This is a genomic window from Chromobacterium sp. HL1, from assembly GCF_057418835.1.
Map to the genome: position 1 here is coordinate 2,415,898 of NZ_CP162399.1, position 17,687 is coordinate 2,433,584.

The window sequence follows — 17,687 nt, forward strand, 5'->3', positions numbered from 1 at the left end:
CCGCCGTAAATACGTTCTTAAAGCGGCTTGTAGGCGATCGCCTTGATCTCAATGCGCAAATGCGGATGCGGCAGCTGATGCACCGCCACCGTGGTCCGCGTCGGCCCTTCCTCGTCGAAGTAGTCGGCGTAAACCCGGTTGTATGCGGCGAAATCGTTCATATCCACCAGGTAGGCGCTGATTTCAACCACATCGGCCAGCCCGGCGCCGGCCGTGGCCAGGATGTCGCGGATATTCTCGATCACCGCCCGGGTTTGCAAGGCGATGTCCAGCCGCGTCGCGCCCATGGCGTCGGCCTCGGCGCCGGCGATGCTGTTGTCCGGCCGCCGGGAACTGGTGCCGGAGACAAAGAGGAAGTCCCCGGCCCGCTTCAGGTGCGGAAAGCGGCCGCGCGGCGCGGCCTTGCCGCTGACGGTGGTGGCTTGGGTGCTCATCAGGCGCTCCCTTCGGTTTCAAACTCGCAGCGGCCCAGGCCGGCGATCTCCACGCCAACGTGCAGGCCGGCGCGCAAGGGCTCGGCCGCGGTGGCCGCGCCGGCCAGCAGCAAGGAGCCGGCCGGCAGCGTGCGCCCTTCCGCGTGCAGCAGCGCGGACACTTCCATCAGCGCGCGCAGCGGCTGGCCCAGGATGGCGGCGCTGCTGCCCAGCTGCACCGGCCGGCCGTTGAAGCGCAGCGTCACGCCCAGATTGTCCAGCGGCGTGTCCGGCGGGCTCAGCGGGCCGACGACGAAATGGGACGATGAGCAGTTGTCCGCCACCACGTCCTCCAGGCTGAAACGGAAGTCGCGGTAGCGCGAATCGATGATTTCCAGCGCCGGCGCCACGCCGGCCAGCGCCAGCCCGGCCTCGGCCAGGGACAGCGGCCGCGAGATCTCCTGCGCGGTGATGAAGGCGATTTCCGGCTCCACCCGCGGATGGATCAGGCGGCCCAGCGCCAGCTCGCCGCCGTCCGCCAGCTGCATGGCGTCGGTCAGTTCGCCCCAGATCAGCGCGTCCACGCCCATTTGCACGCGCTTGGCCCGGCTGGTGAAGCCCAGCTTCAAGCCCAGCGCGCGCTCGCCGCGCTGCTGGCGCAGCGCGATGCCGGCCTGCTGGATACGATAGGCCTGCGCCAGATCGAAAGGCCGCCGCGCGCTCAGTTGATCGACGGCTTCGCCGGTTTGGGTCGCGATGTCCAGTTCGCGGGCGCAGTTTTGAACAAAGTCCGTCATGCCGCGCCTCCTTTGGCCTTGAGCAAGTCCAGCGCCACGTCGACTATCATGTCCTCCTGCCCGCCCACCATGCGGCGGCGTCCCACTTCCAGCAGGATGTCCAGGGTTTTCAAGCCGTATTGCGCCGCCGCCGTTTCCGCATGGCGCAGGAAGCTGGAGTAGACGCCGGCGTAGCCCAGCGCCAGCGTCTCGCGGTCCACCCGCACCGGGCGGTCCTGGGTGGGCCGCACCAGATCGTCGGCGGCGTCCATCAGCCGGATCAGCTCGCAGCCGTGGTTCCAGCCCAGGCGCTCGGCGGCGGCGATGAACACTTCCAGCGGCGCGTTGCCGGCGCCGGCGCCCTGGCCGGCCAGCGAGGCGTCGACGCGGCGGCAGCCTTCTTCCACCGCCACAATGCTGTTGGCCACGCCCAGGGACAGATTGTGATGGGCGTGGATGCCGGTTTCCGTCTCCGGCCGCAGCGCGTCGCGCAAGGCGCGGAAGCGGTCGCGCACCTGCTGCATCAGCAGAGCGCCGCCGGAATCCACCACGTAGACGCAATGGGCGCCGTAACTTTCCATCAGCTTGGCCTGTTCGGCCAGCCGCTGCGGCGTGGTCATGTGCGACATCATCAGAAAGCCGACGGCGTCCATGCCCAGTTCCCGCGCGTAGCCGATGTGCTGTCTGGCGATGTCGGCCTCGGTGCAGTGGGTGGCGATGCGCGCAATGCGCGCGCCGGCGTCGTAGGCCTCGCGCAAGGCGCGCGCAGTGGCGATGCCGGGCAGCAGCAAGGTGGCGATCTTGCTGTTGCGCACGGATTCGGCCGCCGCGGCGATCCATTCCACGTCGCTATGGGCGCCAAAGCCGTAGTTGAAGCTGGAACCCTCCAAGCCGTCGCCGTGCGCCACCTCGATGGAATCCACCCCGGCCGCGTCCAGCGCCGCGGCGATGGCGCGCACCTGGGCCAGCGAATAACGGTGGCGGACCGCGTGCGAGCCGTCGCGCAGGGTCACGTCGGAAATATACAGTTTGTCCATGCCGGGCTCCTCAGGCTTGCAGCAGGCGGGCGGCGACGCGTTCGCCGCAGGCCATCGCCGCCGATGTCATGATGTCCAGATTGCCGGCGTAGGCCGGCAGATAGTGGGCCGCGCCTTCCACCTCGATGAAGACGGACACCTTGAGCCCGCCGCTCCGCGCCAGTTCCGGATAGGCCGTCAGCGCTTCCGCCGGCAGCGCCTCGAACTGCACCTCCTGCTTCAGCCGGTAGCCGGGCACATAGGCGCTGACCTTGTCCGCCATCGCGGCCACCGAGCGGGCGATGGCGTCCCGGTCCGCCGGCGCGGTCAGGCAAAACACCGTGTCCCGCATCATCAGCGGCGGCTCCGCCGGGTTCAGGATGATGATGGCCTTGCCGCTGCGCGCGCCGCCGACGCCGACAATCGCCTGGGCGGTGGTTTCGGTGAATTCGTCGATATTGGCGCGCGTGCCGGGGCCGGCGGATTTGCTGGCGATGGAGGCGACGATTTCGCCGTAGAACACCGGCGTCGCCGCGGCCACCGCGGCCACGATGGGAATGGTGGCCTGGCCGCCGCAGGTGACCATATTGATATTGGGCGCGTCCAGGTGCGCGTCCAGGTTCACCGCCGGCACCACATGGGGGCCGATGGCGGCGGGCGTCAGGTCTATCACCCGGACGCCGCGCGGCCGCAGCAGCTGTTCGTGACGCGCGTGGGCGCCGGCCGAGGTGGCGTCGAACACCAGGCGGATGTCGGCGGCGCCGGGCATGGCCAACAGCCCTTCCACGCCCTGGTGGCTGGTAGCCAGGCCCAGGCGGCGCGCGCGGGCCAGGCCGTCGGAATCCGGATCGATGCCTATCATGGCGGCCAATTCCAGCTGCTGGCCGTGACGCAGTAGTTTGACCATCAGATCGCAACCGATATTGCCGGAACCGATGATGGCCGCTTTGACGCGAGCGGGATGGCTCATGAGGATGCTCCCTGAAGTGGGGCGAAGCGGGCCGACACTTCGCCCAGGCCCTGGATGCGGGCGGTGAACACGTCGCCGGCGCGCGCCGGCGCCATCGGCCCCAAAGCGCCGGTCAGCACGATGTCGCCGGCCTTGAGCGGCTCGCCGCGCCGCGCCATCGTGTCCGCCAGCCACAGCGCGGCCAATAAGGGATTGCCGAGACAGGCCGCGCCGGCGCCCACCGAGACCGGCTCGCCGCGCAGCTCCAGCGTCATGCCGCAGCCGAGCAGATCGACGTCGGCCAGCCGCCGCGGCCGGTTGCCCAGCACGAAGAGGCCGCTGGACGCGTTGTCGGCGATGGTGTCGCTGATGCGGATATCCCAGCCGGCGATGCGGCTGTCCACGATCTCCAGCGCCGGCAAGACCGCGTCCACCGCCCGGAACAGATCGGCCAGCGTATGTTTGTCATGGTCCAGATCGCGCCCCAGCAGCAGCGCCACTTCCGCCTCTATCTTGGGCTGCAGCAGCCGCCGGCTGTCGATCTCCTCGCCGTCGCACACCGCCATGTCGGCGAACAGGCGGCCGAAATCCGGCTGCGCCACGCCCAGCTGCCGCTGCACCGCGGCCGAGGTCAGGCCGATCTTGCTGCCCACCAGCCGCCGGCCCTGGGCCTGCGCATGCCGGACATTCAGCGTTTGCACCTGATAGGCGGCGTCGACGTCTCCCTCGCCGAGCAGGCCGCGCACCGGCGCGCAGGGCTGGCCGGCGTCGGCGGCGCGACGCAGCTGCTCGGCGGCGGCTTGCAATGCGGATGGTGGAACTGGGCTCAAGGCGTTCTCCTTATTCAAGCGCTCCGGCGCGGACCAAACCGGCCGTATCAGTGGGACGCGTCCAGTCTATGGAGCGCGGCGATAAGGAGAAAATGAATATCCGGGCTTCTGCTATTCCCTAAAGTTATGCCATAGTCTTCTGCCGCGCCGTCCCAACCGCACAGGAGCGCCGATGGACCCTCTCACGCCCTTTTCCGTTCACGATATGGTGTTGAACCGGCTCAAGCTGCGGCCGCTCTTGGTGTTCGACCGGGTGCTGCGCTGCCAGTCCATCGCCCGCGCCGCGCGCGAGCTGCACCTGACCCAGCCGGCGGTGACCAAGGCGATACGCGAGCTGGAGCAGCAGCTGGACACCGTGCTCTTCCTGCGCGGCAACCGCGGCGTGACGCCCACCGAATACGGGCTGCTGCTGGGCGAGCGCGTCAAGTCGGTGATCGCCGAGCTGCGCTATCTGACCGACGAGATCAACGCCTTCAAGGGCGGCATTTGCGGCCATGTCATCATCGGCACCCAGATCTCCGCCAGCGCCAGCCTGCTGCCGCAGGCCATCCTGCGGCTGAAGGCCCACGCGCCCAAGCTGCTGGTCACCGTGCGCGAGGGACCGCAGGATTATCTGTTCCCGGCGCTGGCCGCCGGCGAGCTGGACCTGGTGGTGGGCCGCCTGCCGGACCCGGAAGCGCCGCTCACCCGCAAGCTGCCCTTGCGCCACCAGCCGCTCTATCTGAACCGGCTGTGCATCGTGGCCGGCGGCCACCATCCGCTGCTGGCCGCGCCGCCGTCCCGCCTGGCCGAACTGCGCGACTGGCCGTGGATTCTGCCGCCGCCGGATTCGCCGGCCCGCCTGGTGGCCGAGCAGTTCTTCCACGACGCCGGCCTCCCGCTGCCGGACAATCTGCTGGAATCGCTGTCCTTGCTGACCAATGTCAATCTGCTGGTGGATTCGGACTGCCTGGGCCTGATGCCGCGGCTGGCGGCGCGCCGCTTCGCCGCCGCCAAGCTGCTGGCGGTGCTGCCGCTGGACGAGGTGGGGCCGCCCACCGCCGTCGGCTACTCGGTGCGCGCCGACAAGCCGCTGACGCCGGCGGCCCGGCAGATGATAGACAGCCTGAAACTGGCCGCCGCCGCGCTGGACGCGGCGGATCAGGTATAAGCGCGGGGAATAGCAAGACTCGATTTATTCATTTTCGCGCCCAAGGCCGCCTTTCCTACACTCGCCAATATTGCGTCGCCCCTTAAGAACGTGTTTACGATCTCGCGAGCTAAGGCGAGACAAGGCGAAAACGGTTGAGACAGCGGAGTGTACAGACGGTACATGAGCATTTCGAAACCATTTTCAACGCCGTATCGCCGACGCACAGCAGATCGTAAACAGGTTCTAAGACCGCGGCGTCCCCCCCCGTTGACGAGGATAGAAACCATGAGCCGTCCCGCCCTGCTGCCGCTGTACATCAATGGCCGATTCGAAGAGGAAGGCCAGCGCTTCGACAATATCAGCCCGGTGGACGGCCGCCTGTTGAACCAGGCGGTAGAAGCCGACGCCGCCCAGGTGGCCCGCGCCGTCCAGGCCGCCAGCGACGCGCTGCAAGGGCCCTGGGGCCGCTATAGCGCGCCGGAGCGCGCCGCGCTGCTGCACAAGGTGGCCGACGGCATCCAGGCGCGTTTCGACGACTTCGTCGCCGCCGAGGTGGCCGACACCGGCCGGCCGCTGCACCTGGCGCGCACGCTGGACCTGCCGCGCGCCATCGCCAATTTCCGGACTTTCGCCGATCTCGCCGTCGCCCAGGTGGACGACTGCTGCGAAACGCCGCAGGCCGACGGCGGCCTGCTGTTCAACTACACCGTGCGCAAGCCGCTGGGCGTGGTGGCCGTGATCGCGCCGTGGAACCTGCCGCTATTGCTGCTGACCTGGAAGCTGGGCCCCGCGCTGGCGATGGGCAATACCGTGGTGTGCAAGCCCTCCGAGGAAACCCCGTCGTCGGCCGCCCTGCTGGCCGAGGTGATGGACGCGGCCGGCGTTCCCGCCGGCGTGTTCAATCTGGTGCACGGCTTCGGCCCCGGCTCGGCCGGGGAACACCTGACCCGCGCGCCGCAAATCAGCGCCGTATCCTTCACCGGCGAATCGCGCACCGGCAGCGCCATCATGAAGGCGGTGGCCGACGGCGTGAAAGACATCTCCTTCGAGCTGGGCGGCAAGAACGCCGCCGTGGTGTTCGCCGACGCCGACTTCGACGCGGCGGTGGCCGGGGTGGCCAGATCGTCCTTCTTCAATACCGGGCAGGTCTGCCTGTGCACCGAGCGGGTCTATGTGGAGCGCCCTATCTTCGATCGCTTCGTCGCCGCGCTGAAAACCCGCGCCGAGGGACTGAAACTGGGCTATCCGGACGAGGACGGCGTGGACCTGGGCCCGCTGGTGTCGCGCCAGCACCGCGAGAAGGTGCTGTCTTATTTCACGCTGGCGCGCGAGGAAGGCGCGGCGGTGGTGACCGGCGGCGAAACGCCGCAGTTCGGCGACGCGCGCGATCAAGGCGCTTATGTGCGCCCGACAATCTGGACCGGCCTGCCTGACCACGCCCGCTGCGTGCGCGAGGAAATCTTCGGCCCGGTCTGCCACATCGCGCCCTTCGACGACGACGAGGAGATCCTGCGCCGCGTCAACGACAGTCCCTACGGCCTGGCCTGCGCCTTATGGACCCAGCGGCTGGACCGCGCCCACAGGCTGGCACGGCGCGTCCAGGTCGGCATCGTCTGGGTCAACGCCTGGTACGCGCGCGATCTGCGCACCCCCTTCGGCGGCAGCAAGCTGTCCGGCCTCGGCCGCGAAGGCGGCCGCCATTCGCTGGATTTCTACTCCGACATCAGCAATGTCTGCGTCAAGCTGTGACGCGCCGGGAGAACGCCGCCATGTCCGCCGCCCTGGATGTTGACCGCTTCATTGACCAAAGCCGCCTGGGACCCTTTCACGCCGTCTTGCTGACGCTGTGCTTTCTGGTCATGTTCGCCGACGGCTACGACCTGGCGGCCCTGTCCTACATCGCGCCCGCGCTGATGGAGCAGTGGGGGCTGAGCAAGCCGCAGCTGGGCCAGGCGCTCAGCGCCGCCCTGTTCGGCCTGGCCGGCGGGGCCTTGCTGGGCGGGCCGCTGGCCGACCGCCTGGGCCGCAAGCCCGCGGTGATCGCGTCGACGCTGCTGTTCGGCGTCGGCAGCCTGCTGACCGCGGCGGCGGACTCGCTGAACGCGCTCACCGTCTACCGCCTGTTCACCGGCGTCGGCCTGGGCGCGGCGCTGCCCAATACCATCACCCTGCTGTCCGAATACAGCCCGGCGCGACGCCGCGCGCTGCTGGTCAGCGCCATGTTGTGCGGTTTTCCGCTGGGCGCCGGCGCCGGAGGCCTGTGCGCCGGCTGGCTGATTCCCTCTTACGGCTGGCGCGCGCCGCTGTGGCTGGGCGGGGTGTTCCCGCTGCTGCTGGCGCTGGCGCTATACCGCTGGCTGCCGGAATCGGTGCGCTATCTGGCGGCGCGCCGGCGCTCAGTCAACGAGATTAAAGCGCGGCTGCACCGCCTCGCCTCCACGCCGGAACTGGAGCAAGCCGTCGCTTTCCGCCTGGGCGACGACGGCGACGCGCCGCGCGCCGGCCTGCGCGCGGTGCTGAGCCGGCCCTTGACGGCCGGCACCTTGCTGCTCTGGCTCAGCTGCTTCATGAGCATGTTGATCTATTACCTGGTGGTGAACTGGATGCCGCTGCTGTTGAAGGAAGCCGGCCTCTCGCTGAGCCGCTTCGCCTGGATCAGCGCGCTGTTTCCGCTGGGCGGCGGCGTCGGCTCCATTCTGCTGGGCTGGTGGATGGGCCGCGCCGAGCCGCACCGCCTGCTGGCGGCCAACTTCGCCGTCGCCGGCCTGCTGGCCTGGGCGATAGGCGCCGCCGTCGCCCAGGGCGAGCAAGGCGGACAGCTGGGCTTGCTGGTGTTCTGCATGGGCTTCGCCTCCGGCGGCGGGCAATCGGCGCTGGCCTCGCTGTCCGCCGCCTTTTATCCAACCCGCTGCCGCGCCAGCGGAGTGGGCGGCATGTACGGCGTCGGCCGCGGCGGCGCCATCTTCGGAGTGCTGGCCGGCGCCGAGCTGATGCGTCAGCAGGTGCGCCCGGACTGGATTTTCAGCATGCTGCTGTTGCCGGCCGCGCTCATCGCCGTCGCCCTCTTGTTCAAACGGCGAAGCTACGCCCCAGGCCCGGCCCGCGAGACTTGAACGGGCCCTACTCGGCCGGCGCCGCGCCGCCGGCCTTCAAGTCCTCCTCGTTGAAACTCATTTCCATCATCTCCCCGGCGGCGTCCCGGCACCCCACCGCGAAATCGGGCCGTTCCGGGCTCTTGCTCCCCGGATGAATCCGGACGGAGACCACCTCCATGCAGTTCCGCGCCAGCGTCGCCCGGCGCCCCACCGCCGCCAGCTCCGGCGCCCAGCGGCAAAAAGCGCCGGCGGCGAAGGCCTCGCCGCCGCACAGCTCCTCCTTGGCCTGCTCCGCGCCCGGCAACACCACGCCGGCGATTTCCCTCAGTTCCGCCTCGTTCCTGGCCTCGGCCTGCTGCTGGCTGGGCCAGACCATGTACGTCAAGCCCGCCGCGCCGGCCAGCAGGACGACGATCACCGCGCCCACATGCGCCCATTTGAGCCGGGACGCCGCTTCCGGCTCGCGCCGCGGCAACGGCTGCGGATACATTTCCTGATAAGGCGCCTGACACAGCGGGCAGGCGTAAGCCGGCGCCCGCCTATCGCGCGGCGCGTCGCCGCGCCAGTACCCGCAATGAAGACATTGTTTCTTTTCCATGGGCACAACTCCCCAGATTGAAGCCGACCGCGCTCACCGGCGCTTCAGGTCCGCTTCCCAAACGATTTAACGCTCCCCATGCGTACGTCCTCGCATGCTAACAAAAAAATGCCATTGCAGTTTCACACCGTAATCCCGGCCCGGGCACTAGCGCTTCGGTCAGGTGCATTCCGGCGGAACCCTGCGATCGACGCCTGCGGATCCGCCCAATCCGCTACGGCCTCGGCCCGCTGGCGAACGAGCGCCTGACTCACCCAATATTAAACCATTTGATTTAAACAAATATTTAACTTTGTTTCTAGCGAAACCTGTGCTAGCTTAATTTAAACAAACAAAAACAGTAGTTTTAACAAAACAAACAAAGTCAGCCATATCAAGGCCCTGGAATCGCTGCAATGGAGACAATATGTTTACTGTACTGACAATCTTTGGCACCCGTCCGGAGGCCATCAAGATGGTGCCCGTGATCCACGCGCTGCAAGACTGCCCGGGCGTGGCGTCAAAAGTGTGCGTGACCGGCCAGCACCGCGAGATGCTGGATCAGGTCTTGGATTTTTTCGAGATCAAGCCGGACTTCGACCTGAAGCTGATGCAACAGGCTCAGGGCTTGGCGTCTTTGACCGCCAGACTGGTGGAAACCGTCGACAAGGTGCTGGAGGAAGTCCAGCCCGACGTCGTGCTGGTGCACGGCGACACCGCCACCACGCTGGGCGCCAGCCTGGCAGCGTTTTACCGCAGGATTCCGATTGGACACGTGGAAGCGGGCTTGCGGACCGGAGACTTGTACTCCCCCTGGCCGGAGGAGATGAACCGCCGCGTCACCGATATTCTGGCGTCCTGGCATTTCGCTCCGACAGAGGAGTCCTGTCTCAATCTGCGCAATGAAAAGGTCGACCCCGAGCGGATCTTCATCACCGGCAACAGCGTCGTCGACACTCTGCTGCTGACGGTGAAGAAGCTGGAGCAGCAGCCGGAGCTCAAGGCCGGCGTCGCCGCCGCCTTCTCCTATCTGCGGCCGGAGGCGAGAGTGGTGCTGGTCACCGGCCACCGCCGGGAGAAGTTCGGCGAGAAGTTCGAAAGCTTCTGCCGCGCGCTGGTCCAATTGGCGGAACGCTACCCGGACGTGGACATCGTCTACCCGGTGCATTTGAATCCCAATGTTCGCCAACCGGTGTACGCGCTGCTGTCCCGGGTGCGCAACATTCACCTGATCGAGCCGCTGCAATACCTGCCCTTCGTCTACCTGATGGCCCGTTGCCACCTGATCATCACCGACTCCGGCGGCATACAGGAAGAGGCGCCGGCGCTGGGCAAACCGGTTCTGGTCACCCGGGACACCACGGAAAGGCCTGAAGCGCTCGCGGCCGGCACCGCCAAGCTGGTGGGCACCGAAACGGATCTTATCGTCCGCCACGCCAGCGCCTTGCTGGACGACCAGGCGGCTTACCAGCGCATGTCTCAAGCCCACAACCCCTATGGCGACGGCAGCGCCGGCAGACGCATCGCCGCCATTCTCTCCGCCTTGCCGCGCCCGCGGCAGGCCGCCAGCGCTCTCGCCTCCGCGCCGGGGAGATAGGAATGGCACCGCGAGCCCTGCTCTGGCTGATCCTGCTGATTTTCTGTTCGCCGGCCTGGTCCGCCAAGGAGCCGGCCGCCGCCGCCGGCCATCACGCTTCCCGGCGCGGCGCAGCCGCGTCGTCGGAAAGCCGGGCCGCCATGGAGGCGCTGCCCATGGACCCGGACGCGCTCCCCGCCGCCGTCCGTCCCTCCGTCAGCATCAAGGGGGCGTCGGACAACGTCGACCTGCGCCATACCCAGCAGCTGATCCTGGATCAGATCGAAGAAGCGCGCCGCCGCACGGTCAGCCAGGAGGACGACCCCCTGCTGCTGCGCGCCAGCGCCCAACCCTTCATCTGGCCCTTGCGCGCGCTGAACATGGTGCTGTACGGCGTGGTGCTCCTGATCATGGTGTACGCGGCGCGGCATATGGCCTTCACCTTGAACCGGCTGTTCGGCCATCAGCGTCATCCTTATCTGGACATTGAGACGGCGCATTGGCCCAAAGTCACGGTCTTCATCGCGGCGCACAACGAGGAGGCCGTGATCGCCGATGCGATGGAGGCCTTGCTCGAATCCGACTACCCGCCGGGGCAAATGATCATCATGCCGGTCAACGACCGCTCGACGGACGGCACCCGCGCCATCATAGACCGCATCGCGGCGCGCAGGCCGGACGTGATCAGGCCCTTCCATCGCAGCCAGGGCAAGCCCGGCAAGGCCGCGGCGCTGAAGGACGCGACGGCCTTGATCGACACCGAGCTGTTCATCGTCTTCGACGCCGATTACCTGCCAAGCCGCGGCTTGCTCAAGCAATTGATCGCGCCGTTTTTCGATCCCGAGGTCGGCGCGGTGATGGGCCGCGTGGTGCCCTTGAATCCGGGCGCCAATCTGCTGACCCGCATGCTGGACATGGAGCGCGCCGGCGGCTATCAGGTGGACCAGCAGGCCAGGATGAATATGAAGCTGGTGCCGCAGTACGGCGGCACGGTCGGCGGCATCCGCGTCGCCGCGCTCAACAGCGTGGGCGGCTGGCACGACGACGTGCTGGCCGAAGACACCGATCTGACCTACCGGCTGCTGATCGGCGGCTGGCTCACGGTCTACACCAATCGCTCCGAGTGTTACGAGGAGGTGCCGGAAAGCTGGCCGGTTCGCATCCGGCAATTGATGCGCTGGACGCGCGGCCACAATCAGGCGCTGGCGCGGCACGTCGGCCGCCTGCTGAGCACCCGCGGGGTGCAAAAGCGGGAAAAACTGGACGGGCTCCTTCTGCTGGGCACTTACGCCATGTCCCCGCTCTTGCTGCTGGGCTGGGCCATTACCCTGCTGCTGTTCTTTTTCGACAGCATGTTGCCGTCTCCCGGCGTGCTGCTGATCCTGGCCCTGGTCTGCTACAGCGCGATGGGCAATTTCGCCGCCTTCTTCGAGATCGGCGTCGCCTGTTATCTGGACGGCAACGGCAAAAGGCTGCGCATTTTGCCTTTCGCCATTCTGGGTTTTCTCGTCAGCCTGGTCACCATTTCCCGCGCCACGCTGCAGCAGTCGCTGATCGAACCCTTCAAGAAAAACAGAACGCTGCATTGGGACAAAACCAAGCGTTATCGGAGGCAGCCGGGATGATGGCCTTGATCTATATCTTGGGCGTCGTGCCGCTGGTCGCCCTGCCGCTCTTGCCCGGCCTGCTGGAATTGCTGCGCAAGACCGACACCTCCGCGCTGGGCATCAACCGGCTGCATATCGGCACAGCCAACGTCTTCGCCCGCAACTATCGGCAGCGGCTGGACGCGCTGGACTCGGGCGAATGGAGGCAAGACTGGAACGCCCGCCTGGAAGCCCTCGGACAAACACCCCGCCCCGTCGTGGACGAAGAAGTCTTGGCCGCGGGCGCGTTGCGCATCCCCGCCCACTTCAGCTTTCTGAAGGAAATCCATTGCGATGACGACATCGCCACCGGCCCGGGCGCGATCCTGCGCAGCGTCCTGGCCGACGGCGAGCTGAGCCTGGGGCGAGGCAGCTCCATCCTGCGCTGGGCCGGTGCCCGGAACGTCCGCATCGAACCGGACAGCCAGCTGTTCGGACGGGCCGTGGCGGAGGAGACGCTGGACATTGCCGGCCCCATCCTGTTCCAGCGCATCCAAGCCGCAAGCATACGCCTGGGTGACGCACCGCCGCAGCAGGCCGCGACCGGGCCGCTCAGGGAGGTGGACATCGGCGGCTTGCCCGCGGCCCATCCCTTTAACGCGGAAATGCGCCGCGCGGTGGTGGACGGCGATTTCCAGTTGCCGGCAAACAGCTTGTTGCGCGGCCACCTGGTGGTGCGCGGCGGCTTGCGCATCGGCGCCGGCTGCCGGATAGAAGGCAGCGTCAAGGCCAGCGGGCCGGTGCGCCTGGCCCGCGGGGTGGTCGTGACCGGCGCCGTCGTGTCCGACCACTCCATCCTCTGCCGGGAACACTGCCAGCTGCTGGGCCCGGTCGTGGCGGACCGGCTCGTCGCCATCGGCGCCCATTCCGCGCTGGGCGCGCCGGACGCGCCCAACACCGTTTCTTCGCGCCGGGTCTTGCTGACGCCGCCTCTGCACGCGCACGGCACCATCTGGGCCCGCGTCCGCGGCAAGGTGCGCGGATGATGAAGCGTCTCTATCTGCTGCTGGCCTTGTGCTGCGGGGCGGGACAGGCCGCAGCCGGCCTGCTCAGCTGGCCCGGCTATCAAGACGAGGACGGCGCCATCCTGCTGCAAGCGCATGGTCGCCATGTCGACCCTTATTTCGCGATGAAAGCCTTGCTGACGGCCGACGAACTGGGCCTGTCCATCGCCTCCGCCGCGGACGCCTGGACGGCGTGGCTGGCGCCCAGACAGGAAAGCAACGGCAGTTTTCCCCGTTTCGAACGCCAGGCCGATGGCGTTTGGCGTCGGGCGGCCGACGCCGACGCCGATGACTCCACGCTGGCCATGTGGATTTCCTTGCTGAACCGGCGCTACCGGCGACAAGAAATGCCGCCGGCCCTGCAGGTCTCGCTGGCGCGCGCCCGGCGCGCGCTGTGGCGGCTGAGGCAAGCGCGCAGCGGCGTTTACGACTACACAGCCGGCGCCAAGCTGGCTTACCTGATGGACAACGTCGAGGTCTATGCGGCGCTGCGCGACGACTGCGTCAACGCCGGCGCCAGCTGCCGAAGGATGCGCCAGCTGGCCGCGGCGCTGCCCAAGACCTTTTGGGAGGCGAAAACCCGGCGTTGGCGCGTCGCCAGCCGCGACATCCCGCCCATCGCCTTCTACCCGGAAGCCGCCGCGCAACTCTTCCCCGACATGGCGGATTTGCCGGCGATGCCCGGTCAAGCCTCCTTCGACGCCTGGCTGCGCGGCGAAGGCCGACCCTGGCTTGTCCAGGACAAGGCTCATCTGGACTTTCCCTGGGGCGTGCTGGCCCTGGCCGCGCTGAGAGGCGGCCGCGAGGACGCGGCGCGCGCCTGGCTGCGACAGGCGGCGCCGGCGCGCGGAACGCCGCGCTGGAACGTGCTGGAGGAAGCGGTTTTTCAAGGATTGACGCACCGCCTGGCGACAGCGGCGGAGCAAGAACAAAGGCAGGAAGAATGAACAAGATTCGATCATGTCCTCTTTGGGTGTTCATCATCCTATTGCTTGGACTATTGCTGGCGGCAAGCGCGATCTGGCACAAGCTGAGCGCAAGCCGGACGCCGCCGCCCAGGGCCTTCATCGCCCTATTGCTGCCCGACAAGCCGGCCAGCAACAAATACGCGCTGGCCTGGCAGGACGCGGCCAACGAAGGCGGCGTGGCGATGATGCAGATCACCGCCAGCCAATTGGTGGACATGGAGCCGGAACAACGCGCCCGCATCCGCGGCATCATCTTGCCGGACACCATTCATCGCCATGTCGACGCGGCGCTGGCCGGGGTGCTGGAAGAATACGTACAGGCGGGCGGCGCCTTATGGATCAATTACGACGCCGCCAGCGAAAACGCCGGCGGCCGCTTTCTGGACAAGCCGACGCTCGCTCGCATGGTGGGCGTGGATTATCTGCTGTACCGGGAACTGGGCAAGCAGATGGTGCGCAGGGATCTGATGCTGATGTCGCCGTCCGCGGTGGCCGAACTCGGCATCACCCCCGGCCGCTTCCAGCCCTATGCCGGCGGCAAGCCCTCCTTGCTGCAGGCCTCGACCTACGGCTACGACCAGGCGGCCTTCAGTTATCTGGCGACCCGCGGTTCTTTCCAGGGACGGGTGCTGGCCGAAGGCCCGGACGGCACCTTGATTGCCGGCCTGCGGGATTACGGCCGCGGCAAAGTCTTGTTCGTCAACCTGCCGGTCACCTTTCTCAAGATACGCACCGACGGCCTGTGGCTGCAGTCCTATCTGAACTTTTTCAATACGCGGGTGCTGCATCTGCCTCAGCTCGCCTCGGTGCCGGACGGCGTCGGCGGCCTGGTGATGAACTGGCACGTGGACGACGCCAACGCCATCCCCTATCTGGACCTGCTGAAAAAACTGGGCTTTCTCGAGCAAGGCCCCTATTCCGTCCATTTCACCAGCGGTCCGGACACCAATCAGCCCGGCGACCGCCGGGGCATGGACCTTGCCCATAACGCGCAAGCCCAGGACTGGGTTCGCCGCTTGCGGGCGCTGGGTTACGACATCGGCGCGCACGGCGGCTGGATGCACAACTACTTCGCCTTCAACATCAACGAGCACAACGGCAAGCAGTGGGCGTCCTATCTCGCCAACAACAAGCAAGACCTGGAAAACCTCACCCAGCAAGCGCTCACCGAGTATTCGGCGCCCAACGGCCACCATCCGGACTGGGTGACCGCCTGGCTGCGCCAACACGGGGTGCTGGCTTATTACTATGTGGGCGATCTGTCCATGGGCCCCACCCGGACCTATATCGACCCCGCCGACATGCATGGCCGGCCCTGGGCCTTCCCGGTATCGGCCAACGGCGGCATCGCCTCCTTCGAAGAAGCGGTGCGCAATAAGCTGCCCAGCGAGCAAATGACGCTTTGGCTGCAGGACATGACCCGCTTCGCCGTGCAACAGCGGGTGGCGCGCCTGGTCTATTTCCACCCGCCGGGCGTCTACTTCTATCAGCAGACGGTCAAGCAATGGCTGGCTCAAACCCGGGCGCTGCGCGACCAGGGCGTCTTTCACTGGTACACGATGACCCAGCTGTCCCGCTTCCTGTCCCAGCGCGAACTGACTCAATGGCAAGTCGCGCCGGCGGAAGGCCGGGACGCGTCCTGGGTCAGCGTGAGCGCGCACAACCCAGGCAGCCTGGCGCGGCAAAGCTGGCTGCTGCCCAAAAGCTCGGCAAGACCGGTGCTGCGCTCCGGCAAAGCGAAGATAGAAGCGCTGCCGGACGCCTGGCGCGTCAGCGCCCAATCCGGGCAGGACCTGCGCTTTGACTATCTGCAAACAACGAGCGACACGACGGAGACCCGCCATGCTCAGTAAACCACTCGCCCACCTCTGCCTATTGGCCTGCTGCCTTGCCGGCCAAGCCCGCGCCGACGAGGCCGCCGCCCCGGAGGCGGCCGAAGCCTCGCCGGCCGCCGCCGATGTCGAGACGGAAGCCTCGACGCCGGAGCCGTACTCCTGGGCGCGCAGCATCGAAGTCGGCGGACAGCATTCCAGCCTCACCGCAAACAATCCCGCCTGGAACGGCGTCTATCTGTCCGGGGTATGGCAAACCGACGCCGGCAACGTCTTCGACTGGATCGCGGAGCAGGACAGCCGTTTCGGCGAACACGGCATCGCCTTGAACGCGGGCTGGAACCACGACATCAACCCGGACTGGTACAGCCGGCTGGAATTGGGGCGCAGCAGCAGCGGCACCTTCTGGCCCGGCACCCATTACGGCGCCGCCCTCAACCGCAAATGGCTGCCCGGCCGCAATCTGGTCAGCACCTTCGGCCTGGCCTACAACGACAACCGCCAAGGCTATAGCGACCGCATTCTGACCCTGGGCATGGCTTATTACTTCGACTCGCCCTGGGTGGTGGAAGGCGGCGTGCACCGCACGCTGAGCAATCCCGGCAGCGTGAGTTCGATGCAGGCTTACGGCGCGGTGACCTATGGACGCGACCGCTGGCGCCTGATCACCCTGGCCGTCAACGCCGGCGGCGAGGGCTATATGCCCATCGGCGTCGACCAGCCCAAGCAAAGCTTCGACAGCCAGCTCTATCAACTGAGCTGGAGGGAATGGATAGGCCGGCATTGGGGCATCCATGTCGGGGTCGAGCGCTACCACAGCCCTTATTACGACCGCTCCGGCATCACCACCGCCGTGTTCTGGAACCTGCCATGAGCCTTCAAGAACGTCTGCAACACTTCAAGGCGGTCCGCCACACCGGTCACGGCGGCGAGCGCATCTCCCTGCACCGGGCCATGCGCACCGAGCCGTTCCGGCGTCTGCGCTGGCTGGAAATCCTCGGCTTGCCGCTGCTGTTCAATCTCTTGCTGCTCGCCTTCCTGCCGCAGACGCTCGCCTTTTGGCAGGCGGTTACGGAGTGGAGCATCGCGGCGACCGGCGTGCCCGCCCAGCTCTCCCGCCTGGAGATACTGGACGGGCGGATACCGGGTTTATGGCTGCCGTGGCTGGATCTACCGGCCTCGGTGCCCTCGTTCTGGCAATGGTGGAGCAATGGGCTTGCCGGCTTGCTGCTGCTGTTGCTGTCGTTCTTGATCAGTCCGGAAAACATGCCGCTGCGCTATCTGCTGCGCTTGTTCGTCATCATCCAGGCTTGCGCCTGCGTGTACTTCGCCTTCTTGCCGGCGGCCTTCAGCCACTCGCTTCCCGAATATCACAGCTCCTGCCTGACCTTTGTGCTGACCTTGCTGTTCTTGATGCCCTGGGTGCACGCGCTGACCTTTCACGTGCTGGAAAAGCCGCTCTGGCACAAGCTTGCCCTGAGCGGCGCGTCCCTCGCCTACCTGTTGCTGGAAGCGCCGCTGCATTATTTCGCCGCCGCCTTGGTGCTGCATTACGGCTCGCTGCTGTTCATGCCCCTGCTCTTCATACTGGGCAGCCTGATGATGGAAGTCATGATGATGATTGCGCTGTACGCCTGGGCGATGAGTTGGGAATAAGAACCTGTTTACGATCCGCTGCGCGTCGTGAAACGTGACACGGCGAGTACCGCTTCGAAATGCTCATGTACCACCTGTACATTCCGCTTTCTCAGCCGTTTTCGCCTCTAGCTCGCGAGATCGTAAACACGTTCTAAGAGCGGCATCGGCGCGAAACATCTCCGCCGCCCCTCATTCAAACCGCGCGGCGCGTGTATCCTGTGAGGTGGACCGCAAT

16 protein-coding genes are annotated in these 17,687 nt (G+C 66.8%); 10 read left to right on the forward strand and 6 right to left on the reverse strand.

Annotation, left to right across the window (positions count from 1 at the left end):
* Positions 1-17 precede the first annotated feature (17 nt).
* From AB1Z25_RS10925 to AB1Z25_RS10945, 5 genes are read right to left on the reverse strand one after another with little or no spacing between them, the layout of a single operon-like run.
* Entirely contained in the window at positions 18-434 is a 417-nt protein-coding gene (locus tag AB1Z25_RS10925) for a RidA family protein (protein ID WP_227103231.1), read from the reverse strand.
* Positions 434-1,210: a 2-keto-4-pentenoate hydratase gene (locus AB1Z25_RS10930; protein ID WP_253313667.1), complete on the reverse strand. Its 777-nt coding sequence runs from the start codon at positions 1,208-1,210 to the stop codon at positions 434-436. Before AB1Z25_RS10930 ends, AB1Z25_RS10925 begins: the two co-directional genes overlap by 1 nt.
* Positions 1,207-2,226, reverse strand: a complete 1,020-nt coding sequence (gene dmpG / locus AB1Z25_RS10935) for a 4-hydroxy-2-oxovalerate aldolase (RefSeq protein ID WP_486637251.1) — start codon at positions 2,224-2,226, stop codon at positions 1,207-1,209. The genes AB1Z25_RS10930 and dmpG overlap by 4 nt, the downstream gene beginning before the upstream one ends.
* A 10-nt stretch (positions 2,227-2,236) precedes the next feature.
* Positions 2,237-3,175 (reverse strand): acetaldehyde dehydrogenase (acetylating), encoded by a 939-nt coding sequence (locus AB1Z25_RS10940; RefSeq protein WP_227103237.1) that lies wholly within the window; start codon positions 3,173-3,175, stop codon positions 2,237-2,239.
* Positions 3,172-3,984 carry a 2-keto-4-pentenoate hydratase gene (locus tag AB1Z25_RS10945; protein WP_107798928.1) on the reverse strand — a complete coding sequence of 271 codons (813 nt, stop codon included), beginning with the start codon at positions 3,982-3,984 and terminating at the stop codon, positions 3,172-3,174. The genes AB1Z25_RS10940 and AB1Z25_RS10945 overlap by 4 nt, the downstream gene beginning before the upstream one ends.
* 172 nt (positions 3,985-4,156) lie before the next feature.
* Between AB1Z25_RS10945 and AB1Z25_RS10950 the strand changes: the two genes are divergently transcribed.
* From AB1Z25_RS10950 to AB1Z25_RS10960, 3 genes are all read left to right on the forward strand, one after another.
* Positions 4,157-5,134 carry a LysR substrate-binding domain-containing protein gene (locus AB1Z25_RS10950; protein ID WP_227103242.1) on the forward strand — a complete coding sequence of 326 codons (978 nt, stop codon included), beginning with the start codon at positions 4,157-4,159 and terminating at the stop codon, positions 5,132-5,134.
* A 267-nt stretch (positions 5,135-5,401) separates the two neighbouring features.
* A complete protein-coding gene (locus AB1Z25_RS10955) occupies positions 5,402-6,865 on the forward strand; it encodes a 2-hydroxymuconic semialdehyde dehydrogenase (protein ID WP_486637252.1) in 1,464 nt (487 codons plus the stop codon).
* 20 nt (positions 6,866-6,885) lie between these two features.
* Positions 6,886-8,229 (forward strand): MFS transporter, encoded by a 1,344-nt coding sequence (locus AB1Z25_RS10960; RefSeq protein WP_486637253.1) that lies wholly within the window; start codon positions 6,886-6,888, stop codon positions 8,227-8,229.
* 7 nt (positions 8,230-8,236) lie between these two features.
* Here the strand turns inward: AB1Z25_RS10960 and AB1Z25_RS10965 are convergent, their stop codons facing one another.
* Positions 8,237-8,809, reverse strand: a complete 573-nt coding sequence (locus tag AB1Z25_RS10965; RefSeq protein ID WP_107798924.1) for a hypothetical protein — start codon at positions 8,807-8,809, stop codon at positions 8,237-8,239.
* Between the two features lie 406 nt (positions 8,810-9,215).
* Here AB1Z25_RS10965 and wecB point away from each other — a divergent pair, with 406 nt between their 5' ends.
* The 7 genes from wecB to AB1Z25_RS11000 are packed head-to-tail and all read left to right on the forward strand — an operon-like array spanning position 9,216 to position 17,470.
* The gene (gene wecB, locus AB1Z25_RS10970; RefSeq protein ID WP_235088516.1) at positions 9,216-10,385 is read left to right on the forward strand and encodes a non-hydrolyzing UDP-N-acetylglucosamine 2-epimerase; all 1,170 of its coding nucleotides are present in this window, start codon (positions 9,216-9,218) and stop codon (positions 10,383-10,385) included.
* Positions 10,386-10,387: 2 nt separating this feature from the next.
* The gene (locus AB1Z25_RS10975; RefSeq protein ID WP_486637254.1) at positions 10,388-11,989 is read left to right on the forward strand and encodes a glycosyltransferase family 2 protein; all 1,602 of its coding nucleotides are present in this window, start codon (positions 10,388-10,390) and stop codon (positions 11,987-11,989) included.
* Positions 11,986-12,996 carry a hypothetical protein gene (locus tag AB1Z25_RS10980; protein WP_486637255.1) on the forward strand — a complete coding sequence of 337 codons (1,011 nt, stop codon included), beginning with the start codon at positions 11,986-11,988 and terminating at the stop codon, positions 12,994-12,996. The genes AB1Z25_RS10975 and AB1Z25_RS10980 overlap by 4 nt, the downstream gene beginning before the upstream one ends.
* Positions 12,993-13,961, forward strand: a complete 969-nt coding sequence (locus tag AB1Z25_RS10985; protein WP_235088506.1) for a hypothetical protein — start codon at positions 12,993-12,995, stop codon at positions 13,959-13,961. The genes AB1Z25_RS10980 and AB1Z25_RS10985 overlap by 4 nt, the downstream gene beginning before the upstream one ends.
* Positions 13,958-15,835 (forward strand): polysaccharide deacetylase family protein, encoded by a 1,878-nt coding sequence (locus tag AB1Z25_RS10990; RefSeq protein ID WP_486637256.1) that lies wholly within the window; start codon positions 13,958-13,960, stop codon positions 15,833-15,835. The genes AB1Z25_RS10985 and AB1Z25_RS10990 overlap by 4 nt, the downstream gene beginning before the upstream one ends.
* Positions 15,825-16,688 carry a YaiO family outer membrane beta-barrel protein gene (locus AB1Z25_RS10995; RefSeq protein WP_107798919.1) on the forward strand — a complete coding sequence of 288 codons (864 nt, stop codon included), beginning with the start codon at positions 15,825-15,827 and terminating at the stop codon, positions 16,686-16,688. The genes AB1Z25_RS10990 and AB1Z25_RS10995 overlap by 11 nt, the downstream gene beginning before the upstream one ends.
* The gene (locus AB1Z25_RS11000; protein WP_107798918.1) at positions 16,685-17,470 is read left to right on the forward strand and encodes a hypothetical protein; all 786 of its coding nucleotides are present in this window, start codon (positions 16,685-16,687) and stop codon (positions 17,468-17,470) included. The genes AB1Z25_RS10995 and AB1Z25_RS11000 overlap by 4 nt, the downstream gene beginning before the upstream one ends.
* The last annotated feature ends 217 nt before the right edge of the window (positions 17,471-17,687 follow it).

Bases quoted from the DNA above. Each gene is read 5' to 3' on its own strand.
- AB1Z25_RS10925 (WP_227103231.1), bottom strand. From the start codon at position 434: ATGAGCACCCAAGCCACCACCGTCAGCGGCAAGGCCGCGCCGCGCGGC.
- AB1Z25_RS10930 (WP_253313667.1), bottom strand. From the start codon at position 1,210: ATGACGGACTTTGTTCAAAACTGCGCCCGCGAACTGGACATCGCGACC.
- dmpG (WP_486637251.1), bottom strand. From the start codon at position 2,226: ATGGACAAACTGTATATTTCCGACGTGACCCTGCGCGACGGCTCGCAC.
- AB1Z25_RS10940 (WP_227103237.1), bottom strand. From the start codon at position 3,175: ATGAGCCATCCCGCTCGCGTCAAAGCGGCCATCATCGGTTCCGGCAAT.
- AB1Z25_RS10950 (WP_227103242.1), top strand. From the start codon at position 4,157: ATGGACCCTCTCACGCCCTTTTCCGTTCACGATATGGTGTTGAACCGG.
- AB1Z25_RS10955 (WP_486637252.1), top strand. From the start codon at position 5,402: ATGAGCCGTCCCGCCCTGCTGCCGCTGTACATCAATGGCCGATTCGAA.
- AB1Z25_RS10960 (WP_486637253.1), top strand. From the start codon at position 6,886: ATGTCCGCCGCCCTGGATGTTGACCGCTTCATTGACCAAAGCCGCCTG.
- AB1Z25_RS10965 (WP_107798924.1), bottom strand. From the start codon at position 8,809: ATGGAAAAGAAACAATGTCTTCATTGCGGGTACTGGCGCGGCGACGCG.
- wecB (WP_235088516.1), top strand. From the start codon at position 9,216: ATGTTTACTGTACTGACAATCTTTGGCACCCGTCCGGAGGCCATCAAG.
- AB1Z25_RS10975 (WP_486637254.1), top strand. From the start codon at position 10,388: ATGGCACCGCGAGCCCTGCTCTGGCTGATCCTGCTGATTTTCTGTTCG.
- AB1Z25_RS10980 (WP_486637255.1), top strand. From the start codon at position 11,986: ATGATGGCCTTGATCTATATCTTGGGCGTCGTGCCGCTGGTCGCCCTG.
- AB1Z25_RS10985 (WP_235088506.1), top strand. From the start codon at position 12,993: ATGATGAAGCGTCTCTATCTGCTGCTGGCCTTGTGCTGCGGGGCGGGA.
- AB1Z25_RS10990 (WP_486637256.1), top strand. From the start codon at position 13,958: ATGAACAAGATTCGATCATGTCCTCTTTGGGTGTTCATCATCCTATTG.
- AB1Z25_RS10995 (WP_107798919.1), top strand. From the start codon at position 15,825: ATGCTCAGTAAACCACTCGCCCACCTCTGCCTATTGGCCTGCTGCCTT.
- AB1Z25_RS11000 (WP_107798918.1), top strand. From the start codon at position 16,685: ATGAGCCTTCAAGAACGTCTGCAACACTTCAAGGCGGTCCGCCACACC.